At 70.1% G+C, this 18,987-nt stretch carries 17 protein-coding genes and 1 riboswitch; of the genes, 15 read left to right on the forward strand and 2 right to left on the reverse strand.

Annotated features, from left to right (window positions below):
• The 7 genes from ABC138_RS01355 to ABC138_RS01385 all read left to right on the forward strand — a co-directional run bounded on the left by ABC138_RS01355 (window position 1) and on the right by ABC138_RS01385 (window position 10,348).
• Window positions 1–2,904: a vitamin B12-dependent ribonucleotide reductase gene (locus ABC138_RS01355; RefSeq protein WP_068324990.1), complete on the forward strand. Its 2,904-nt coding sequence runs from the start codon at window positions 1–3 to the stop codon at window positions 2,902–2,904.
• Between the two features lie 111 nt (window positions 2,905–3,015).
• Window positions 3,016–3,927 (forward strand): HNH endonuclease, encoded by a 912-nt coding sequence (locus ABC138_RS01360; protein WP_345912503.1) that lies wholly within the window; start codon window positions 3,016–3,018, stop codon window positions 3,925–3,927.
• Window positions 3,928–3,973: 46 nt separating this feature from the next.
• Window positions 3,974–4,849 carry a DUF3883 domain-containing protein gene (locus ABC138_RS01365; protein ID WP_345912504.1) on the forward strand — a complete coding sequence of 292 codons (876 nt, stop codon included), beginning with the start codon at window positions 3,974–3,976 and terminating at the stop codon, window positions 4,847–4,849.
• Between the two features lie 32 nt (window positions 4,850–4,881).
• Window positions 4,882–6,465, forward strand: a complete 1,584-nt coding sequence (locus ABC138_RS01370; RefSeq protein ID WP_345912505.1) for an HNH endonuclease signature motif containing protein — start codon at window positions 4,882–4,884, stop codon at window positions 6,463–6,465.
• A gap of 81 nt (window positions 6,466–6,546) precedes the next feature.
• Complete coding sequence (locus ABC138_RS01375) at window positions 6,547–7,230, forward strand: nuclease-related domain-containing protein (RefSeq protein ID WP_345912506.1); 684 nt, start codon at window positions 6,547–6,549, stop codon at window positions 7,228–7,230.
• An 18-nt stretch (window positions 7,231–7,248) separates the two neighbouring features.
• On the forward strand, window positions 7,249–8,910 hold the full coding sequence (locus tag ABC138_RS01380) for an NERD domain-containing protein (RefSeq protein ID WP_345912507.1): 1,662 nt from the start codon (window positions 7,249–7,251) through the stop codon (window positions 8,908–8,910).
• A gap of 124 nt (window positions 8,911–9,034) precedes the next feature.
• Complete coding sequence (locus tag ABC138_RS01385) at window positions 9,035–10,348, forward strand: DUF2510 domain-containing protein (RefSeq protein ID WP_345912508.1); 1,314 nt, start codon at window positions 9,035–9,037, stop codon at window positions 10,346–10,348.
• Window positions 10,349–10,423: 75 nt separating this feature from the next.
• On the opposite strand, the gene ABC138_RS01390 is transcribed toward ABC138_RS01385, so the two are convergent.
• Window positions 10,424–11,809, reverse strand: a complete 1,386-nt coding sequence (locus tag ABC138_RS01390; RefSeq protein ID WP_338538349.1) for an L-serine ammonia-lyase — start codon at window positions 11,807–11,809, stop codon at window positions 10,424–10,426.
• A 156-nt stretch (window positions 11,810–11,965) separates the two neighbouring features.
• On the opposite strand from ABC138_RS01390, the gene ABC138_RS01395 reads away from it, so the two are divergent.
• Window positions 11,966–12,397 carry a hypothetical protein gene (locus ABC138_RS01395; RefSeq protein WP_338538348.1) on the forward strand — a complete coding sequence of 144 codons (432 nt, stop codon included), beginning with the start codon at window positions 11,966–11,968 and terminating at the stop codon, window positions 12,395–12,397.
• Window positions 12,398–12,542: 145 nt separating this feature from the next.
• Here ABC138_RS01395 and ABC138_RS01400 read toward each other — a convergent pair whose 3' ends face one another.
• Window positions 12,543–14,021 carry a carboxyl transferase domain-containing protein gene (locus ABC138_RS01400; RefSeq protein WP_345912509.1) on the reverse strand — a complete coding sequence of 493 codons (1,479 nt, stop codon included), beginning with the start codon at window positions 14,019–14,021 and terminating at the stop codon, window positions 12,543–12,545.
• A gap of 42 nt (window positions 14,022–14,063) precedes the next feature.
• Between ABC138_RS01400 and ABC138_RS01405 the strand changes: the two genes are divergently transcribed.
• The 7 genes from ABC138_RS01405 to ABC138_RS01435 all read left to right on the forward strand — a co-directional run bounded on the left by ABC138_RS01405 (window position 14,064) and on the right by ABC138_RS01435 (window position 18,979).
• The gene (locus ABC138_RS01405; RefSeq protein ID WP_338538346.1) at window positions 14,064–14,432 is read left to right on the forward strand and encodes a hypothetical protein; all 369 of its coding nucleotides are present in this window, start codon (window positions 14,064–14,066) and stop codon (window positions 14,430–14,432) included.
• Complete coding sequence (locus ABC138_RS01410) at window positions 14,419–14,820, forward strand: hypothetical protein (protein WP_068422179.1); 402 nt, start codon at window positions 14,419–14,421, stop codon at window positions 14,818–14,820. The genes ABC138_RS01405 and ABC138_RS01410 overlap by 14 nt, the downstream gene beginning before the upstream one ends.
• Window positions 14,821–14,853: 33 nt before the next feature.
• Window positions 14,854–14,967, forward strand: a riboswitch (SAM riboswitch).
• A gap of 16 nt (window positions 14,968–14,983) precedes the next feature.
• Window positions 14,984–16,303 carry a bifunctional o-acetylhomoserine/o-acetylserine sulfhydrylase gene (locus ABC138_RS01415; RefSeq protein WP_338538345.1) on the forward strand — a complete coding sequence of 440 codons (1,320 nt, stop codon included), beginning with the start codon at window positions 14,984–14,986 and terminating at the stop codon, window positions 16,301–16,303.
• Between the two features lie 66 nt (window positions 16,304–16,369).
• Complete coding sequence (locus ABC138_RS01420; RefSeq protein ID WP_068324974.1) at window positions 16,370–16,675, forward strand: hypothetical protein; 306 nt, start codon at window positions 16,370–16,372, stop codon at window positions 16,673–16,675.
• Window positions 16,675–17,922, forward strand: coding sequence for a hypothetical protein (locus ABC138_RS01425; protein ID WP_345912511.1), 1,248 nt, complete (start codon window positions 16,675–16,677; stop codon window positions 17,920–17,922). The genes ABC138_RS01420 and ABC138_RS01425 overlap by 1 nt, the downstream gene beginning before the upstream one ends.
• 380 nt (window positions 17,923–18,302) lie before the next feature.
• Window positions 18,303–18,632 (forward strand): hypothetical protein, encoded by a 330-nt coding sequence (locus ABC138_RS01430; RefSeq protein WP_068422170.1) that lies wholly within the window; start codon window positions 18,303–18,305, stop codon window positions 18,630–18,632.
• A gap of 14 nt (window positions 18,633–18,646) precedes the next feature.
• Window positions 18,647–18,979, forward strand: a complete 333-nt coding sequence (locus ABC138_RS01435) for a sterol carrier protein domain-containing protein (RefSeq protein WP_068422167.1) — start codon at window positions 18,647–18,649, stop codon at window positions 18,977–18,979.
• Window positions 18,980–18,987 lie beyond the last annotated feature (8 nt).

Below are 18,987 nucleotides of genomic sequence, written 5' to 3' on the forward strand. Positions count from 1 at the left end.
ATGACCGAGACCGCCGGCAAGCCCAGCGCCCGTCGCGGGTCCCGCACCAAGGGCCTGACGATCAACCGCATCCACACGACCGAGGGCGTCCACCCCTATGACGAGGTCACGTGGGAGAAGCGCGACGTCGTCCAGCAGAACTGGAAGACCGGCGAGACGATCTTCGAGCAGCGCGGGGTCGAGTTCCCCGACTTCTGGTCGGTGAACGCCTCCACGATCGTCACGACGAAGTACTTCCGCGGCGCCGTCGGCTCGCCCGAGCGTGAGGCCGGGCTCAAGCAGCTCATCGACCGGGTCGTGCTCACCTACGTCAAGGCGGGCAAGGACCACGGTTACTTCGCGACCGACGCCGACGCGGAGGTCTTCGAGCACGAGCTGACCTACGCGCTCCTGCACCAGATCTTCAGCTTCAACTCGCCCGTGTGGTTCAACGTCGGCACCAAGAGCCCGCAGCAGGTCAGTGCCTGCTTCATTCTCTCGGTCGACGACTCGATGGACTCGATCCTCAACTGGTACAAGGAGGAGGGCTTCATCTTCAAGGGCGGCTCCGGTGCCGGCCTGAACCTCTCCCGCATCCGCTCCTCCAAGGAGCTGCTCTCCTCCGGCGGCACCGCCTCCGGCCCGGTCTCCTTCATGCGCGGGGCCGACGCCTCCGCGGGCACCATCAAGTCCGGTGGCGCCACCCGTCGCGCGGCGAAGATGGTCGTGCTGGACGTCGACCACCCGGACATCGAGGAGTTCGTCGAGACCAAGGCGCGCGAGGAGCACAAGATCCGCGCGCTGCGCGACGCCGGCTTCGACATGGACCTCGGCGGTGCCGACATCACCTCCGTGCAGTACCAGAACGCCAACAACTCGGTGCGCGTCACCGACGAGTTCATGCGCGCCGTCGAGGAGGGCACGGACTTCGGTCTGACCTCCCGCATGGACGGCTCGGTCATCGAGACCGTCGACGCCCGCGAGCTCATGGGCAAGATCGCCCAGGCCGCGTGGGAGTGCGCCGACCCGGGCATCCAGTACGACGGCACGATCAACGACTGGCACACCAACCCCGAGACCGGTCGCATCACCGCCTCCAACCCGTGCAGCGAGTACATGTCGCTCGACAACTCCTCGTGCAACCTCGCCTCGCTCAACCTGCTGAAGTTCCTCAAGGACGACGACACCTTTGACGCGGCCCGCTTCCAGGCGGTCGCCGAGCTCGTCATCACCGCGATGGACATCTCCATCTGCTTCGCGGACTTCCCGACCGAGTCGATCGGCGAGACGACCCGTGACTACCGCCAGCTGGGCATCGGCTACGCCAACCTCGGCGCGCTGCTCATGGCGACCGGCCACGGCTACGACTCCGACGGTGGCCGTGCGCTCGCCGGCGCGATCACCTCGCTGCTCACCGGTGCGTCCTACAAGCGCTCGGCGGAGCTCGCCGGGATCGTCGGCCCGTACAACGGCTACGCCCGTAACGCGGACGCCCACAAGCGCGTCATGCGCAAGCACCAGGCGGCCAACGACCAGATCCGCACGCTGCACACGATGGACAAGGACATCCACGCCTACGCCACCAAGGCGTGGGACGCGGTCGTCAAGGTCGGCGAGAAGAACGGCTACCGCAACGCCCAGGCGTCGGTGCTCGCCCCGACCGGGACCATCGGCTTCATGATGGACTGCGACACCACCGGCATCGAGCCCGACTTCTCGCTCGTGAAGTTCAAGAAGCTCGTCGGCGGCGGCTCGATGCAGATCGTCAACCTGACGATCCCGCGCGCGCTGAAGAAGCTCGGCTACACCGAGGAGACCATCGAGGCGATCGTCGAGTTCATCGCCGACAAGGGTCACGTCATCGACGCCCCCGGCCTCAAGCTCGAGCACTACGAGATCTTCGACACCGCCATGGGTGCGCGCGCCATCGCCCCGATGGGTCACGTGCGGATGATGGCTGCGGTCCAGCCCTTCCTCTCGGGTGCCATCTCCAAGACGGTCAACCTGCCGGAGACGGCCACGGTCGAGGAGATCGAGGACGTCTACATGCAGGGCTGGAAGCTCGGCCTCAAGGCGCTCGCGGTCTACCGCGACAACTGCAAGGTCGGTCAGCCGCTCTCCGACGGTGGCTCCACCGCCAAGGACGCGAAGGCCTCGGCCGACGCCGCTGCGGCCGCGCCGGTGGAGAAGGTCGTCGAGTACCGCCCGCTGCGTCGCCGCCTGCCCAAGCGCCGCACCTCGCAGACGACGAGCTTCGCCGTCGGTGGGGCCGAGGGCTACCTGACCTCCGGCACGTACGACGACGGTGAGCTCGGCGAGATCTTCCTGAAGTTCGGCAAGCAGGGCTCGACCCTGGCCGGTCTCATGGACGCCTTCTCGATCGCGATCTCCATCGCGCTGCAGCACGGTGTGCCGCTCGAGACCTACGTCGAGAAGTTCACCAACCTGCGCTTCGAGCCGGCCGGCATGACGGACGACCCGGACGTGCGGATGGCGCAGTCGATCATGGACTACGTCTTCCGTCGCCTCGCGCTGGACTACCTGGACTTCGACACGCGGTCCTTCATGGGGATCCACACCGCTGAGGAGCGTGCCCGCCAGCTCGAGACCGGCTCGTACGAGGCCCCGTCCTCGGACGACGAGAGCTACGACGACGACAGCTACTCCCAGGGCGTCCCCACCACCGAGGCCAAGGAGGCCAAGCCGGCCGCCAAGGAAGAGGTGGAGGTCACCGACCAGTCCGGTGCCGGTGCCGCCTCGGCCCGCCAGGTCGACGCGACGATCCACTCCTCGGCCGAGCTCCTGGAGAAGTTCCAGGGCAAGACCGCGGACGCACCGATGTGCATGACCTGTGGGACCAAGATGCGCCCCGCCGGCTCGTGCTACGTCTGCGAAGGGTGTGGCTCGACCAGCGGGTGCAGCTGATCCGCTGAGTAGTTGACGAAGGGGGCCCCGCCGGCTTTGCCGGTGGGGCCCCCTTCGTTAACTGGAGGGCCTTTCGTCTCCATCCGCATCCGAAACTGGCAAGCTCAGCTCATGGCGTGGGACCTGGAGTACGAGAAGGCATTCCGCGGGGCCGCGATGGAGTGGCTGGCCGAATCGACGACTCCTGAGCGCGACTGGCTCCGAAGCAAGATGCTTCAGGAGTTCGAGTTCGACGGGATACGCATCCCACTGATCGATGCGCAGCGAGGAATTCGAAAGCCAGCGGCCGCGAGGGCTGCCCTCTCTGTCCGGACCGTATACCGTCCTGAAGGGATCGAACGGCCCTACGAGGATGCGATCGGCGCGGATGAGCTTCTTCGCTACAAGTGGCGAGGCCATGATCCGAAGCACCCAGAGAATCGCGCTCTGAGAGCGGCTATGCGCGACGCGCTCCCTCTCATCTGGTTCTTTGGGATTGGACCAGGCGAGTACAAGCCGATCTACCCCGTCTACATCGTCGGTGAAGAGCCTGAGAATCATCAGTTCGTGATCGCGGTCGACGAGGTGCAGCGTCAGTCACTTGCGGAAGGCGCCGAAGAGCACGTAAAGCGTTACCTCCGGGTGGAGACGAACCATCGCGTTCACCAGAAGCTCTTCCGGGCCACCGTGATGCGGGCCTACGAGACCCGATGCGCGGTCTGCGCTTTGCGACACGGCGACCTCCTCGATGCCGCCCACATTGTTGATGACAGTGACGAGCGGGGAGTTGCCGCAATAAGGAACGGGATGGCTCTGTGCAAGATCCACCATGTGGCCTTCGACGCCAACATCTTGGGCATCCGACCAGATCTTGTGGTTCAGATCCGACGTGACCTGCTTCTAGAGGTGGACGGTCCCATGCTCAGGTACGGACTGAAGGAGCGGCACGGCGAACGCCTGATGGTGTTGCCTGCGCGGCGTAAGGAGCATCCCGACAGGGAACTGCTCGAGGTTGCCTATGAGCAATTTCGATCCGCGTCCTAGCTGACCGGCCGAGCGGTGACGCCTATGGTGACGGTGAGGGAGGGTCATGGTCCGCAATTCTGACTGGTCTGACGACGAGAACAGCGTGCTGGTGCACGCATACCTTGGGATGCTGCGGCACGAACTCGCGGGCGAGAAGTACGTCAAGGCCGAGGAGAATCGACGTCTGCAGGACGTGCTAGGGCGGGGACGCGGCTCGATCGAGTTCAAGTTGTCGAATGTCAGTGCCGCTCTGCGCGAGATGAGTTTCCCGTTCGTCAACGGGTACAAACCGTACCCGAACATCCAGGCTTCTCTCCGTGACCGGGTACGTGAAGAGATCCTTCGCCAACAGGACTTGACGGACTTGGCCTTCGAACGAATGACCCGGTCGATGCCCGAGGTGGACGATTTGGTCAGGTGGGTGGATGCGGTCCCGCCTGATGTTGGGCTCGGAGGCAACGTCACGCGGCCGGGACAGCACGTCGGGCGATGGAACTTTGTCCTGTTGGAGGCGATGAACCGAGATTTAGGCGCCGCCGGCGAGCGTGCGGTCCTCGCTCGTGAGAAGGCTCGTCTTGTTGCTGCTGGCGAGCACGACCTCGCTGGGCGTGTTGATCACGTCAGTCAGACTGTGGGCGATGGCCTGGGCTTTGACATTCGGTCTTTTGAGACGGACGGCACCGAGAAGTTGATCGAGGTGAAGACGACGAGGCTGGGCGCGCACTGGCCGATGGTCGTGACCCGCAACGAGGTCGAAGTGAGCACGGCGGAGGGCGATAGTTTCCACCTCTATCGCCTGCATGACTTCAAACCGGAGTCGGTCCGTGTCTACGTGCTTCGCGGTGACTTGCGGCAATCGTGCGACTTGGCCCCGGAGACGTACCAGGCCCTCCCAGCCAAGGTCCCGGAGGCTGTTAAGGAACACACCCCAAACCCATGAACGTTGTCACACCTCCCTGAAACCATGGACACATGTTCGACGACGAGCTGGCCATGCTGGGGGAGTCCTTCACGAGACTGGGACATGTGCGGACGGGGGTGACCATGCGAGGCGGCCGTGCCGACGAGCCCACGCTCACAGCGGTGCTCACCGCGACCGAACGACTCAGACGCGCGGCCGACGCGCTCGAGCTCGCGGTCATCGGGCATGCCGTGCGCTGGGGGGAGGAGCGAGGGCCGGACGGCATCTTCAGACCCGTCCACCTCCCGTCCGGCCATGTCGCGGAGTTCGCCGCGGAAGCGGTCGCGCTGGTGACGCGCGACAGCCTCCACGAGACGGACCGCCGGTGCGACCTCGGCGCCCGGGCCCTGACCGATCTGCGCCCCATCGCCGACCTCGTCGCGGCGGGCGAGATCACGACGAACGCGATGGCCATCGTCGCGAAGGAGACGCGCGACGCGTGCCCCGAGGCTGTCGCGGCGGTCATCGAGCACCTGCTCAGCCCCCTTCGCGGCAAGCCCGGCACGCGACGCATCATCGAGTTCGACCACCGTGAGCTGCGCAAGGCCACCCGCCGGATCCTCGAGCGCGTCGAGCCCGAGCTCCTGGACGAGCGCGCCGCCCGCAACCGCCGCGAAAGGCTCGACGTCCGCTTCAGCCCCGGCCCCGTCGGGTGCGCCGACATGTACGCGACCCTCCCCACCGAGTTGGCCGTCGTGCTCAAGGAAGCGATCGAGCAGGCCGCCGCCCGTCGGCGTGAGCTCGACCCCGGGATGACCGTCGGCGCCTCCCGCGCCCACGGTCTCGCCGACCTCGCCCTGCGCGGCGTCGACGTCGTCGCCAACGTCCGCCTGGGTATCCCGATCATCACGTCCGCAGCGTCCCGGCTGACCTTCGCCCCCTTCGGAGGGGGCGAAGGCGGCAGCACCGTCGGGCAGGACCTGCACGGTCCGACGTCCCGGGCCGGCCGCTTCGTCACCGGTGAGGGCGCGGACGCCGTCGACGTCATCCCCGAGGAATGGGCCGGCGATGCGGTCACCTCGCAGGTGCCCACGACCCTGGGCCCCGGTGGGCAGCAGTCGTGGATCAGCGGCTGCGAGATCCCGGGCGTCGGTTTCATCCCCGCGGACGCGGTGGCGGCGATCGTCAGCAACGTCGAGACGAGGGTCTCCCGTGCGCTGATCGACGCCCGCACCGGAGTGCTCGTCGAGACCAGCAACCCGCGGTACGTCGTCCCCGACTCCATGAGGGAGTTCGTCGGTGCCCGCGACGGCACCTGCCGCATGTGGGCATGCAACCGCCGGGTGCTGGGCGGGCGCCCCGAGGGCAACGCGGACCTCGACCACGCCCTCCCGTACCCCGAGGGCGCCTCGTCCCCGAGCAACCTCTCCGGCCTCTGTCGGCACCACCACCGCCTCAAGCACTCCGCCCGGTGGACGCACACCCTCCACCCGGACGGCCGCACCGAGTGGATCAGCCCGAGCGGGGTCTCCGCCGACACCTTCCCCACGATGTGGGTCCACGCCGAGGACGAAGGGGAGGAGAGCTCGCCCCCCGCAGAGGGGGCGAAGAGTCATGACCTCGCAGAAGACCTGGTCATGGCGCCACCGTTCTGATCCCTCTGGCCCCCAGAGGCGCTGCGACCCGCTACCTTGACGGCAAGCAGCCACGTGCGAGGGGAGTCGCAGGAGATGCAGATGGATGGCACACCGGTGCCCAAGACGACAGGGGTGCCCGAGCCCACCTCCCGCGCCGGTGCCTCCGCGCGCCGCGAGTACGAGCGGCGCAGGGCCCGGGACGAGCAGCGTCTGCGGCAGAAGTGGGGACGTCTCGGCCATGTCGCCGTCGCCCTGTCGGACGAGAAGCAGAGCACCAGGGCGTGGGCCACCGGAGCCGTCGGCGAGGAGCGGCTCGGCGCCCGCCTCGACCGGTTGGCGTCACCGTCGCTCGCGGTGCTCCACGACCGTCGCATCCCCGGCAGACGGGCCAACATCGACCACCTCGCCATCACGCCCGGTGGCATCTGGGTGATCGACGCCAAGCGCTACGCCCGCAGCCGCCCCTACCTCAAGATCGAAGGGGGGATCCTGCGCCCCCGCGTCGACACCCTCCTCGTCGGGCGGCGCAACTGCACCAGGCTCGTCGACGGACTCCTCAGGCAGATCGACGTCGTGCGAGGCATCACCGACCAGATCCCCGTGACCGGGGCGATGTGCTTCGTCGACGCCGACTGGCCGCTCGTCGGGGGCTCCTTCACCACCCGCGGCGTCCACGTCCTGTGGCCGCGGCGATTGACCAAGCTGCTCCAACGCGACGGGCCGGCCGCCCTCGACGTCGAGGCGACGCGGGCGGTCCTCGCCGCGCGCCTGCCGCCTGCGTGAGATGGATACGGTGAGCCCATGCCACGCCTGATCCCGGGGGACCCGCGGTTCGTCAACGACTCCGAACGTGCCGTGTGGGAGCGGCTGCGCGACTCCCTTCGTCCGCAGGACACCGTCATCGCCAACTACCGCCTGACCGACACCCGCAAGGACCACGAGGCCGACATCGTCCTCGTCATGCCCGACGTGGGCGTGGTCGTCGTCGAGGTCAAGGGCAGCGGGGTGCGGATCGACGACGGGCAGTGGACGATCAAGCGGCACGGCAAGCGGGTGCCGATCGACCCCGTCGCGCAGGTGCGGGACGCGCGGTACGCGATCCGGCAGTACGTCGAGTCCGACCGGCGGTGGGCCGACTCCTCCCGCGGCAAGGTGCGTTTCGCGCACGCGGTCGTGACTCCCTTCGTCGGTCTCGGCCTGGACTTCGACCTGCCCGACTGCCCGCGCTGGATGGTCCACGACCGTGAGGACATGGCCGACCTCGCCCGGCGCATCGCCGACATCCCGCTCGGCTTCGACACCCACCGCCGGATCCCGACCGAGGACGACTGCGACGTCATCGTCGACATCCTCACCGCGCGCGGCACCGACGCCGTCCCGAGCGTCGTCGACGAGGCCGACGAGCGGCAGGCCCGCGCCGACCGGCTCACCCAGGAGCAGGGTCTCGTCCTCGGCGTCACCCGGCTGCTGCGCCGCGTCGAGATCCGCGGTGGCGCGGGCAGCGGCAAGACCGTCCTCGCCCTCACCCAGGCGCGCCAGCTCTCCGCCGGACGCAGCGGCCAGGCGCCCGAGCGGGTCGCGCTGCTGTGTTACTCGATCGGCCTCGCCACGCACCTCAAGCGGGAGACCGCGACGTGGCCGCACCGGCACCGTCCCGCCTTCGTCGGGACCTTCGAGGAGCTCGGCAACCGCTGGGGCGTGCCCTCGGGCACCCGCGACGACCCGCGCTTCTGGGAGGAGGAGATGCCGCTGCTCATGGCCGAGCGCGCCGCCGAGCTGCCGCCGGGGGAGCGCTACGACAGCTTCGTCGTCGACGAGGCGCAGGACTTCGCCGAGTCGTGGTGGCGACCGCTCCTCGGGGCGCTCACCGACGAGCAGGAGGGCGGCCTGTTCATCTACTCCGACGAGAACCAGCGCCTCTTCAAGCGCTTCGGCCGGCCACCGGTCCCGCTCGTGCCCCTCGTCCTCGACCACAACCTGCGCAACACCAAGCAGATCGCCGAGGTCTTCCGCACGCTCACCCCGATGAAGATGCGGCTGGAGGGCGGCGACGGCCCGGACGTCGCCTTCGTCGCGACGTCGCCCCACGAGGCGCTCGACGTCGCCGACGACCAGGTCGACCTCCTCCTGGACGAAGGGTGGACGCCGGGCCACGTCGCGCTGCTCACCACCGGCCGACGCCACCCCGTGCAGGTCGAACGCCAGGACGAGCTCGGGCAGCCGGGCTACTGGCGGACCTTCTGGGAGGCCGATGACGTGTTCTACGGGCACGTCCTCGGGGCGAAGGGGATGGAACGTCGCGCCGTCGTGCTCTGCGTCAACGAGGACGGGAGCACGCAGCGGTTCCGCGAGCGGCTGTACGTCGGGCTCTCCCGCGCCACCGACCGGCTGGTCGTGGTCGGCGACCCGGGGGCCATCGCGCACGCCGGTGAGGAGGTCGTCCGGGCGCTGTCCCCGGGCTGAGCGACACGCGCAGGCATGGGGAGTCCTCCCCATGCCGGAGGCGACGAATCCGCAGGTAGTCTGACCCGCGACACCGTGCACACGTGCACCACCAGACACCACAAGAGATACGGGGAGGCCTGTCATGAGCAACTGGGCTGCCGGTTGGTACCAGGACCCTGACAACCAGGGACAGATCCGCTACTGGGACGGCAACGGATGGACCGAGCACCGGCAGGGGACCCCGGAGGGCTTTGGCGTGGGCCAGCCCGGCCCGGACTCCTCGGGCACCGGGACGCGACAGGACCACGCGGGCACCACGAGTGAGGTCGACGACGCGACGCGCGTGCGCCCCAGCTCCGACCGCGCCCCGGAGACGGAGGCCATCTCCACCGACAGCACCGGCTACGGCGCCTCGTCGTACGACCAGTCGAGCGCGTACGGCCAGCAGGGTGGCTACGACCAGTCGGGTGCCTACGGGCAGCAGGGGTACGGCCAGCAGGGCTACGGGCAGCAGGGCTACGGGCAGCAGGGCGGCTACGACCAGTCCAACCCGTACGGGCAGCAGGGCTACGGCCAGCAGCCGCAGCAGGGCTACGGCCAGGCGCCCTACGCCACCGGTCAGCCCGGCGGCTCGGGCAAGAGCAAGCTCCCGCTGATCATCGGTCTCGGTGTCGTCGGCCTGCTGCTCATCGGAGCCCTCGGCTTCCTCGGCATCAAGCTCGTCAGCGGTGGCGACGACGAGCCCGTCGCCACCCCGACGACGCCGACCTCCACGCAGCCGACGGACCCTTCGACGAGCACCGACAGCCCGACCACGACGGACACCACCACGTCCGACCCGACCACCTCGTCGCCGACCACGGACGACGGCCCGGGCAAGGACGTCATCGGCCAGAAGGGCAAGGCCGCCGAGTGGGAGCAGAAGTACAAGGGCAGCGGCAAGGGCTACATCGCCGTCCCCCCGGGTGACGGCGCCGGCCTCGTCGAGTTCACCTACACCGGTGACAAGTACCAGACGCTGACGGTCAAGGGTGTCGACGGCCAGGGCAAGAGCGCCGAGTACCTCGTGACCGCGAGCGACGCCAAGAAGGGCATCTTCGCCTACAACCTCACCAACTACAGCTCCTCGACCTCGAAGCTCGAGTTCGACACCGAGGGCGACTGGACCGTGAAGTTCTCGCGCATCAGCAAGGCGCCGGCCTTCGGCACCTCGCAGAAGGGCAACGGCTCGGCCATCTTCACGTGGGACGGCAAGAAGGCCGACCTCGGCGCGAAGTACACCGAGGACAAGGACTCCTTCCTCGGCACCTTCCGCGTCCAGGCCGTCGGCGCCGAGGACTACCCGGACCGCCTGATCTCCGAGTACGACGCGTACGAGGGCACCACGACGGTCCAGGAGGGCACGAAGTACCTCGTCGTCGAGGCCCGTGGCGACTGGGAACTCACCAAGAAGTGACGTCCCGGACGTCGCACTGACGAAGGGGGTCGGACCACGGGTCCGACCCCCTTCGTCATGCCGTGGTGGGGGCGGTCAGCACTCGATGACGTTGACGGCGAGGCCGCCGCGGGCGGTCTCCTTGTACTTGACCTTCATGTCCCGCCCGGTCTCGCGCATCGTCTTGACGACCTTGTCGAGGGAGACGACGTGCGAGCCGTCGCCGCGCAGCGCGGTGCGCGCGGCCGTGATCGCCTTGACCGAGGCGACCGCATTGCGCTCGATGCACGGGATCTGCACGAGCCCCCCGACGGGGTCGCAGGTGAGGCCGAGGTTGTGTTCCATGCCGATCTCGGCGGCGTTCTCGACCTGGGCCGGGCTGCCGCCCATGACCGCGGCCATCGCGCCGGCCGCCATCGAGCAGGCCGAGCCGACCTCGCCCTGGCAGCCGACCTCGGCGCCGGAGATCGAGGCGTTCTCCTTGTAGATCACCCCGATCGCGGCGGCGGTGAGCAGGAACCGGCAGATGCCGTCGTCGTCCGCGCCCGGCACGAAGTCGACGTAGTAGCGCAGGACCGCGGGGATGATGCCGGCGGCGCCGTTGGTCGGCGCGGTGACGACGCGACCACCGGCGGCGTTCTCCTCGTTGACGGCCAGCGCGTAGAGCGTCAGCCAGTCCATGCCGCGAAGGGGGTCGGTGCTCGCCCCCTCGGAGCGCAGCCGCTGGTGCAGCTGCGGGGCGCGACGGCGCACCTTGAGCCCGCCGGGCAGGACGCCCTCGGTGCGCACGCCGTTGTCGATGCACTCGCGCATGACCGACCAGATGTGCAGCAGCTCGCTGCGCACCTCGTCCTCGGAGCGCCACGAGGTCTCGTTGTCGAGCATGACCTGGGAGATCGACAGGCCGGTCTCGGCGCAGATCGCGAGCAGCTGGTCGCCGGTGGTGAAGGGGTGCGCCACGGGGGTGGTGTCGGCGACGATGCGGGTCGAGCCGGACGCGTCCTCCCCGACGACGAAGCCGCCGCCGACGGAGTAGTAGGTGTGCGTGCTGAGCGGCGCCTCGCCCTCGCCCGCTCCCTCGCCCCAGGCGGTGAAGGTCATGCCGTTGGGGTGCAGGGGGAGGGACTTGCGTCGGTGGAGCACGAGGTCCTCGTCCTCGTGGAAGTCGATCTCGTGCTCGCCGAGCAGGTTCACCCGGTGCGCCGCGCGGATCTGCTCGAGGCGACTGCTGACCGACCTCGGGTCGCACAGCTCGGGCCGCTCGCCGGAGAGCCCGAGGAGCACCGCGGTGTTGGACCCGTGGCCGTGCCCGGTCGCGCCGAGCGAGCCGAAGAGCTCGGCCTTGACCCGGCGCACCTGCGGCAGCAGGCCGTCGTCGCGCAGCCCCTCGGCGAACATCACCGCCGCTCGCATGGGGCCGACGGTGTGCGAGCTCGAGGGGCCGATGCCGATCGAGAAGAGGTCGAAGACGCTCAGTGCCACGGGGGGGGCGCTCCTGGGTGCTCGGGGTGGGGGCACGGTGACCGGTCGCGCGTGGGTGGCACGACCCGCCGTGGGTCCCAGTATCCACCCCGCGGCCGGAGGCGGCTTGTGGAAAAGTCCGCGGCGCGTCGGGTCGATCCCTGCAGGATGACGGGCATGAGCTTCGACGACCTGCCCCAGGGGTGGCACACCCGACCCCTCACCGACAGCACGCTCGCCGCCGACGTCGTCGACCTCGTCGTGCGGGACTCCGAGCGGGAGCTGGGTTGCATCAGCCTGCTCCTCTGCGACACCGGCGGCCGCATGGTCCAGCCGGTGACGATCACCGAGATGGACCTCCACCCCGGCGCGGAGGAGGACGCCGTCTTCGACACGATCATCGGCGGCCTCGCCGACAGCATCGGTGGTTTCGTCGCCGCCATCGGGCGCCCGCGCGGCCTCGCCCCGGACGACCGTGCGCGCGACCTGCACGAGGAGGCGCTCGCCGCGAGCCGTCGGCACGGCGTGCCGCTCCTCGGCACCTACCTCGCGACCCCGCAGGGCGTCGTCGAGATGCCGGTGTGGGAGGAGCTGCGTGCGACGGGGTGAGCGTGCCCTCTGGCCCGAGCCGGGCGTGTCGTACTGCAGTTCAGCTGCCCGGTCCCCGTGAGGTCCCGGAAAGCCAGGCCCTGTTGTCGCACCTGATGACGAACTGCAGTACGACACGCCCAGACTTCAGGTCGCCCACCCACCGTCACAGCTGCGCCTCGACCTGCGCAGCGACCGCCGCGCCGATCGCGCGGGCGAACGCCTGCGGGTCGACGTGCGCCGCCGGTTCCTCGGGGACGAGGACATCGACGAGCCCGTCCTGGTGCATCTGCGGCGCGCCGACGCGTTGGCGGGCGGCGAGGAGGGGGGCGTGCTCGGTGTCCTTGAAGACGATGGCGCTCGCGCCCTCGGGTGGCAGCGGGGAGAGCCAGGCATTGCCCGCGGCGACGACCCGTCGCGCGGGCAGCAGCGCGAGCGCGCCGCCGCCGGTGCCCTCGCCGAGCAGCACCGACACGCTCGGCACGGTGAGGGCCGTCATGTCGGAGATGCACCGGGCGATCTCGCCGGCCAGGGCCCCCTCCTCGGCACGCGGGGAGAGGTCGGCGCCGGGGGTGTCGATGACGGTGACGAGGGGCAGACCGAGCTCGGTCGCCATCCGCATGCCGCGGCGCGCCTCGCGCAGGGCGGCCGGACCCATCGACTCCGAGACCTGGTAGCGGCGGTCCTGGCCGACGAGGACGCACGACCGCCCGCCGAAGCTCGCCAGCGCGAGCATCACGCCCTTGTCCGACTCGCCGTAGCCGGTGCCGTTGAGCGGGATGACGTCGTCCGCGGCGTACCGCAGCAGCTCTCGGACGCCGGGGCGGTCCCCCCTTCGCGTCGTCTCGATGGCGGTCCACAGCCGCGCGATCTCCTCCTCGCTCGGCTCCGGCCGGGAGACGAAGGGGGCGATCCGCCGGACCGGCGCGCCGTCCTCCGCCGCGGGTGAGCGGGCGTGGCCCCCGGTCGTGGCGGAGAGCAGCGTCAGCGCGCGGGCGGCGATGTCGGCGAGCCCGGCGGTCGGCACGACCGCGTCGACGATGCCCTTGTCGACGAGGTTCTCGGCGACCTGCACGCCGGAGGGGAAGGGGACGCCGTTCAGCGTCTCGTAGACGACCGGGCCGAGGAAGCCGATGAGCGCGCCCGGCTCGGCGATGGTCATGTGGCCGAGCGAGCCCCACGACGCGAAGACCCCGCCGGTCGTCGGGTGCCGCAGGTAGACGAGGTAGGGCAGGCCGGCGGCCTTGTGCGCGACGACGGCCGCCGAGATGTCGACCATCGTCATGAAGGCGGGCGTGCCCTCCTGCATCCGGGTGCCGCCGCTCGCCGTCGCCGCGACGAGGGGGAGGCGCTCGGTCGTCGCCCGGCGCACCGCCGCGACGAGGCGCCCGGCGGCCGCGCGCCCGATCGAGCCGCCGAGGAACCGGAACTCGCCGACGACGAGCGCGACCTCGTGCCCGCGGATGCTCGCCCGGCCGGTGACCACCGACTCGTCGGTGCCGGACCGAGCGGCTGCCGCCTCCAGGGTCGCGAGGTAGCCGTCGCTCAGGCCGGAGCGGTCGATCGGCTCGTCCCAGGAGACGAAGCTGCCGGCATCGACGACGGCGGCGAGCAGGTCGTGGGCTCCGGGGCGTGGCGCGCTCATGCCGTGATCGTGCCAGCAGCGGGGCCGCGTACGCTTGCCGCCGTGCTTGTGCCGCTGACCACTCTCGTGCTCGTCGCGGTCGGCGTGCTCGGCGTCCTGGCCCTGGCCTACCTGATCATCGACCGGCTCGTCGACGACCTCATGCTGCTCACGACCGCCGTCGTCGAGCTGCTCCTGCTCGCTCTCGTCGTCGGGTCCGCGATCGCGATGGGGCAGGTCGAGGGGGAGGGGGAGGGGGCGACGATGCTCGCCTACGCCCTCACCCTGCCGATACTGCCCCCGATCGTCGTCTTCATCGCCCTGAAGGAGAAGACCCGGTGGGCCATGGGGGTCGTCCTCGCCGGTGCCTTCACCGTCGGTGTCATGACCTACCGCATCCTGCAGATCTGGCAGACCCATGGCTCCGCCTGAGCTGCGCACGGGCACCGGGCCGGGTCGGGTCGTCGTCGCCGTCTACGCCGTGCTCGCGCTCGCCGCGACCGGCCGCTCGGTCCTGCAGGTCACCCAGTACCTCGACCGGGCGCCGCTGGCGTACGCGCTCTCGGCGCTCGCGGCCGTGGTCTACGTCGTCGCGACCGTGGCCCTGGCGAAGGGGGGAACCACCGGCGCGCGGGTCGCGACCGGGGCGATCCTCGTCGAGGCCGTCGGCGTGCTCACCGTGGGCACGCTGTCGTACGTCCTGCCGGACCTCTTCCCGGACAAGACCGTCTGGTCGCACTTCGGGTCCGGGTACGGGTTCCTGCCGCTCGTCCTCCCCTTCGTCGGCCTGTGGTGGGTCCACCGCGTGAGACGGGCCTGACCAGATGCTGGTCACCCTCCTAGTCTCCGGGTAGGTCTTGAGTGCCAGCGCCAGGCCCCGGCTCGCTGGCCGGCAACCCTCCATCCGCGGTGGGGTGCCCCGGGAGACGACCTGGTCCGTGGCGACCGCCACGGTCAAGCGCGCACGATCAGGAGCAAAACTCATGAGCGACCCGTCCACGTGGAACTTCGAGACGAAGCAGATCCACGCCGGCCAGGCGCCCGACCCGACCACGGGTTCGCGGGCACTGCCGATCCACCTGACGACCTCCTACCAGTTCAAGGACACCGAGCACGCGGCGAACCTGTTCGCGCTCAAGGAGCTCGGCAACATCTACACGCGGATCATGAACCCCACGCAGGACGCGGTGGAGCAGAAGATCGCGGCCCTCGAGGGCGGCGTGGGCGCGCTCCTCACCGCCTCCGGCATGTCCGCGACGCACCTGGCCCTGGTCAACCTCGCCGAGGCCGGTGACCACATCGTCGCCAGCACCGCCCTCTACGGCGGCACGATCAACCTGCTGAAGTTCACCCTGCCGAAGTTCGGCATCGAGGTGAGCTTCGTCGATGACCCGAGCGACCTCGAGCAGTGGCGCGCGGCGGTCAAGCCCAACACCAAGGCCTTCTTCGGCGAGACCATCGGCAACCCCAAGGACATCGTCCTGGACATCGCCGGCATCTCCGAGGTCGCGCACGCGGCCGGCGTGCCGCTCGTCGTGGACAACACGATCGCGACGCCCTACGTGCTCCGTCCGATCGAGCACGGTGCGGACGTCGTCGTGCACTCCGCGACGAAGTACCTCGGCGGCCACGGCACCGCGATCGCCGGCGTGATCGTCGACGCCGGCCGGTTCGACTACGCGGCGGACCCGGAGAAGTTCCCCAACTACAACCAGCCCGACCCGAGCTACCACGGGCTGCGCTTCGGCCCGGACCTCGGCGTGGACGGTGCCATGGGTGCCAACCTCTCCTTCATCCTCAAGGCCCGGGTGCAGCTGCTGCGCGACATCGGCCCGGCGATCTCCCCCTTCAACGCCTTCCTCATCGGGCAGGGCATCGAGACGCTCAGCCTGCGCATGGAGCGGCACCTGGCCAACACGGCCAAGGTCGCCGAGTTCCTCGGTCAGCACGCGCAGGTCGACAAGGTCACGTGGGCCTCGCTGCCGAGCAGCCCCAGCCACGAGCTCGCGCAGCGGTACACGCCCCAGGGTGCCGGCGCCGTCATCTCCTTCGAGATCTCCGGCGGCCTCGAGGCGGGCAAGAAGTTCGTCGAGGGCCTGAGCCTGCACAGCCACCTGGCCAACATCGGTGACGTGCGCTCGCTCGTCATCCACCCCGCGTCGACGACCCACTCGCAGGGCCCCGACGAGGACCGGCTCGCCGCTGGCGTCACCCCCGGCCTCGTGCGCCTCGCAGTGGGCCTCGAGGCGATCGAGGACATCGTCGCCGACCTCGAGCAGGGCTTCGCCGCCGCGAAGGCCTGACGACCACCCCGAGGGGCCTGTGGAGAACTCCACGGGCCCCTCGGCGTTCTTCCCTAGCGTGGGTGCATGGGCGGACAGGAACGCATCTCCATCGACAGCGAGGGCATCGAGGGCCTCGGTCGCCAGCTCAAGGCCATCGCCGACTTCCTCGAGGAGAAGGCGGCCAAGGCCAACAACGAGGCCGTCGAGACCTTCGGGTTCCCGAGCTGGTACGGCACCGACGCGTACGAGGCGGCGATCGGGGACTTCGAGCGGGAGCGGATCAGGGTGGGCAAGCAGCTGCGCGAGCTGGCGCGGCTGGCCCGGGACGCGGGGTCCTGGTACGTGCTCACCGAGGACCTCGTCGACCGGCGCAACCAAGGGATCCTCTGATGGCGCTCCACGACCCCGGGACCATCGAGGAGGGCGACCCCAGCACGATCCGGGCCGAGGCGGACGAGCTGCGGACGGTCGCCGCCAACATCCACACCGTGGCCGAGATGCTGCGCATGGTCTCGACGAAGGGGGTGTGGGAATCGTGCTCGGGGACGATCTTCGAGGACGAGGTGGGCAGCACCCCGGATGACCTCTTCGCGATCGCCAACCGCCTCGCGGACACCGAGCGGATCATCCGTCCCTACGCGGACCGGCTCGAGGAGAGCCAGGCCACCCTCGAGCGACTCCGTGGACGGTACGAGGAGAACGTCCGCATCTCGGAGGAGCGCAAGGCGAAGCTCGCGACGCTGACCCCGCAGGACCCCGAGTACGCCATCGTCGATCGGGAGTACCGGGCCGCCGCCAACTCGCGGGAGATGAACAAGAGGGGCTTCGAGCGCGAGGCGGAGGAGGCGAGCGCCGACGAGCGGACCATGGCGACGAGCCTGGCCGCGGTGGGGTCCGAGCTCTCCGACGAGAAGGGGTACAACGGTTTCGAGATGGCGAGCCGCACGGGCCGGAGCCGCCTGTTCAACAACGACGTCGTCGACCTCACGCCCTGGGGCAAGCCTGCGGCCGTCGTCACGGCAGCCGACCCGCTGGGCAGGCTGGGGCGCCGCGCCGTGTACGGGGAGGGCAGCTACCGGGACGTCGGCCTGACGACGGTGCTCACGGCGGCCGACATCCTCGTGCCCGGCAGTCGGCGCATCGAGGCCAGGGACGCGACCCGGGCCAGCCGCCGGGCCGACGAGCTCAAGGGCATCAGGGCCGCCGACAGGTCGACCAACCCCATCGCCCATCGACGGCTCGCGACCAACACGAGGATCTGGGCGCAGCACCAGGTCGCCACGGGCAAGGTCCGGGCGAAGCACAAGGTGACGGACACCCTCGCCGACAAGACCGGCATCCGGCTCGTGGACGACATGGTCACCGACTGGTCGGCCGTGGCCGGCGCCGGGCGCGTGCGAAGGAGCGGGTATGCGCTCAAGTACTCGGTCAAGGTCACCAACAAGACCACGGCGCAGGTGAGCTCGGTCCAGTCGGCCGCGGACAAGGTCGGCGCCGCGACCGAGTCCGACGAGGCCCGGCGCGAGCGCCGGGCGCGGGAGGAGGCCGAGGAGCGACGGCAGGAGACCGAGCGCCGGCGGCGAGAGTCCCGCGTGGAGGGCATCACGTCGCGACCGATCACCTCACCGGTGCCGTAGCCGAGAAAAGTGCGTTGCACCCCCTTCGCCGGGGTGCGAGCGTGGCGGCATGGCCTCCGACATCCACGTCACCCGGATCGACCCCGACGACGACGCAGCCGCTGCGCTCGTCCTCGACGGGCCGGCTTCGTCGCCACCCGCGACGGGGAGGTCGTCGGCATCGCCGGGTCCTGGGACGTCGAGCTCTCGGTCCCGGCGAAGGGGGGCGCCTCCCTTCGTCCTGCCGAGGGCCTGACGCAGGAGACGATCTACGGCCGCTTCGGGTACGGCGTCGCGAGCTCGGCGCTGCGCTCGCGCTTCGCGGCCGGCACGACCTTCACCGCGCCCGCTGCCGTGCGCGCGCAGGCGGACGCGACGGCGAGCAGGCGCCGGGGCAGGTCGTGCGCAGCCTCGAGGACTGCGAGCGGATCCTGCGCGACGTCCCGGAGAGCCGCGGCGACCGGGAGCCGGCCCGGCTGCTGTGGGCGACCCGCGAGGGCCGCGACGTCGGGTGCGCGTACTTCCACCGCAGCCCCACGTGGTCCGACGGGCAGCCGCGGGGCGAGGTCGGGGTCTTCTTCCTCATCTCCGTCGACCCCGGTGCGCGGCTGGCGCTCGCCGAGCGGCTGACGACGATCGACCTCATGGGCAGCACGGAGTACTGGGTCACCCCGACGACGCCCTGGCGCTGTGGCTGCCCTCGCACCGCTCCATCGGTGGCGGTGGTCTGAGCGACAGCCTGTGGTTGCGCCTCGTCGACCTGCCGACCGCGGTCGCCGAGCGTGGTCACGCCGCGGACCTCGACGTCGTCGTGCTGGTGCACGACGACGTCCTCGAGGACACGGCCGGCACCTGGCGCTGGACCGCCCGCGACGGCGTCGGCGCACTCACCCGGACCGACGAGCCGGCCGAGGTCACCCTGGGCATCGGCGACCTCGGGGCCGTCTGGCTCGGCGGCCAGACGCTCGGCGCACGACACGCGGCCGGCTACGTCACGCAGCAGCGTCCCGGCGCGGTGGCCGAGCTCGACGCCGCGCTGCGCACACCGGTCGGGCCGACCACGACGATCGACTTCTGAGGGCGCGG

The organism is Janibacter sp. LM (genome assembly GCF_039631275.1).
Taxonomy (GTDB): domain Bacteria; phylum Actinomycetota; class Actinomycetes; order Actinomycetales; family Dermatophilaceae; genus Janibacter; species Janibacter terrae.

What these genes read in the sequence shown, in the direction of transcription:
- ABC138_RS01355 (WP_068324990.1), top strand. Translation starts at nt 1, where the DNA reads ATGACCGAGACCGCCGGCAAGCCCAGCGCCCGTCGCGGGTCCCGCACC.
- ABC138_RS01360 (WP_345912503.1), top strand. Translation starts at nt 3,016, where the DNA reads ATGGCGTGGGACCTGGAGTACGAGAAGGCATTCCGCGGGGCCGCGATG.
- ABC138_RS01365 (WP_345912504.1), top strand. Translation starts at nt 3,974, where the DNA reads ATGGTCCGCAATTCTGACTGGTCTGACGACGAGAACAGCGTGCTGGTG.
- ABC138_RS01370 (WP_345912505.1), top strand. Translation starts at nt 4,882, where the DNA reads ATGTTCGACGACGAGCTGGCCATGCTGGGGGAGTCCTTCACGAGACTG.
- ABC138_RS01375 (WP_345912506.1), top strand. Translation starts at nt 6,547, where the DNA reads ATGGATGGCACACCGGTGCCCAAGACGACAGGGGTGCCCGAGCCCACC.
- ABC138_RS01380 (WP_345912507.1), top strand. Translation starts at nt 7,249, where the DNA reads ATGCCACGCCTGATCCCGGGGGACCCGCGGTTCGTCAACGACTCCGAA.
- ABC138_RS01385 (WP_345912508.1), top strand. Translation starts at nt 9,035, where the DNA reads ATGAGCAACTGGGCTGCCGGTTGGTACCAGGACCCTGACAACCAGGGA.
- ABC138_RS01395 (WP_338538348.1), top strand. Translation starts at nt 11,966, where the DNA reads ATGAGCTTCGACGACCTGCCCCAGGGGTGGCACACCCGACCCCTCACC.
- ABC138_RS01400 (WP_345912509.1), bottom strand. Translation starts at nt 14,021, where the DNA reads ATGAGCGCGCCACGCCCCGGAGCCCACGACCTGCTCGCCGCCGTCGTC.
- ABC138_RS01410 (WP_068422179.1), top strand. Translation starts at nt 14,419, where the DNA reads ATGGCTCCGCCTGAGCTGCGCACGGGCACCGGGCCGGGTCGGGTCGTC.
- ABC138_RS01415 (WP_338538345.1), top strand. Translation starts at nt 14,984, where the DNA reads ATGAGCGACCCGTCCACGTGGAACTTCGAGACGAAGCAGATCCACGCC.
- ABC138_RS01420 (WP_068324974.1), top strand. Translation starts at nt 16,370, where the DNA reads ATGGGCGGACAGGAACGCATCTCCATCGACAGCGAGGGCATCGAGGGC.
- ABC138_RS01425 (WP_345912511.1), top strand. Translation starts at nt 16,675, where the DNA reads ATGGCGCTCCACGACCCCGGGACCATCGAGGAGGGCGACCCCAGCACG.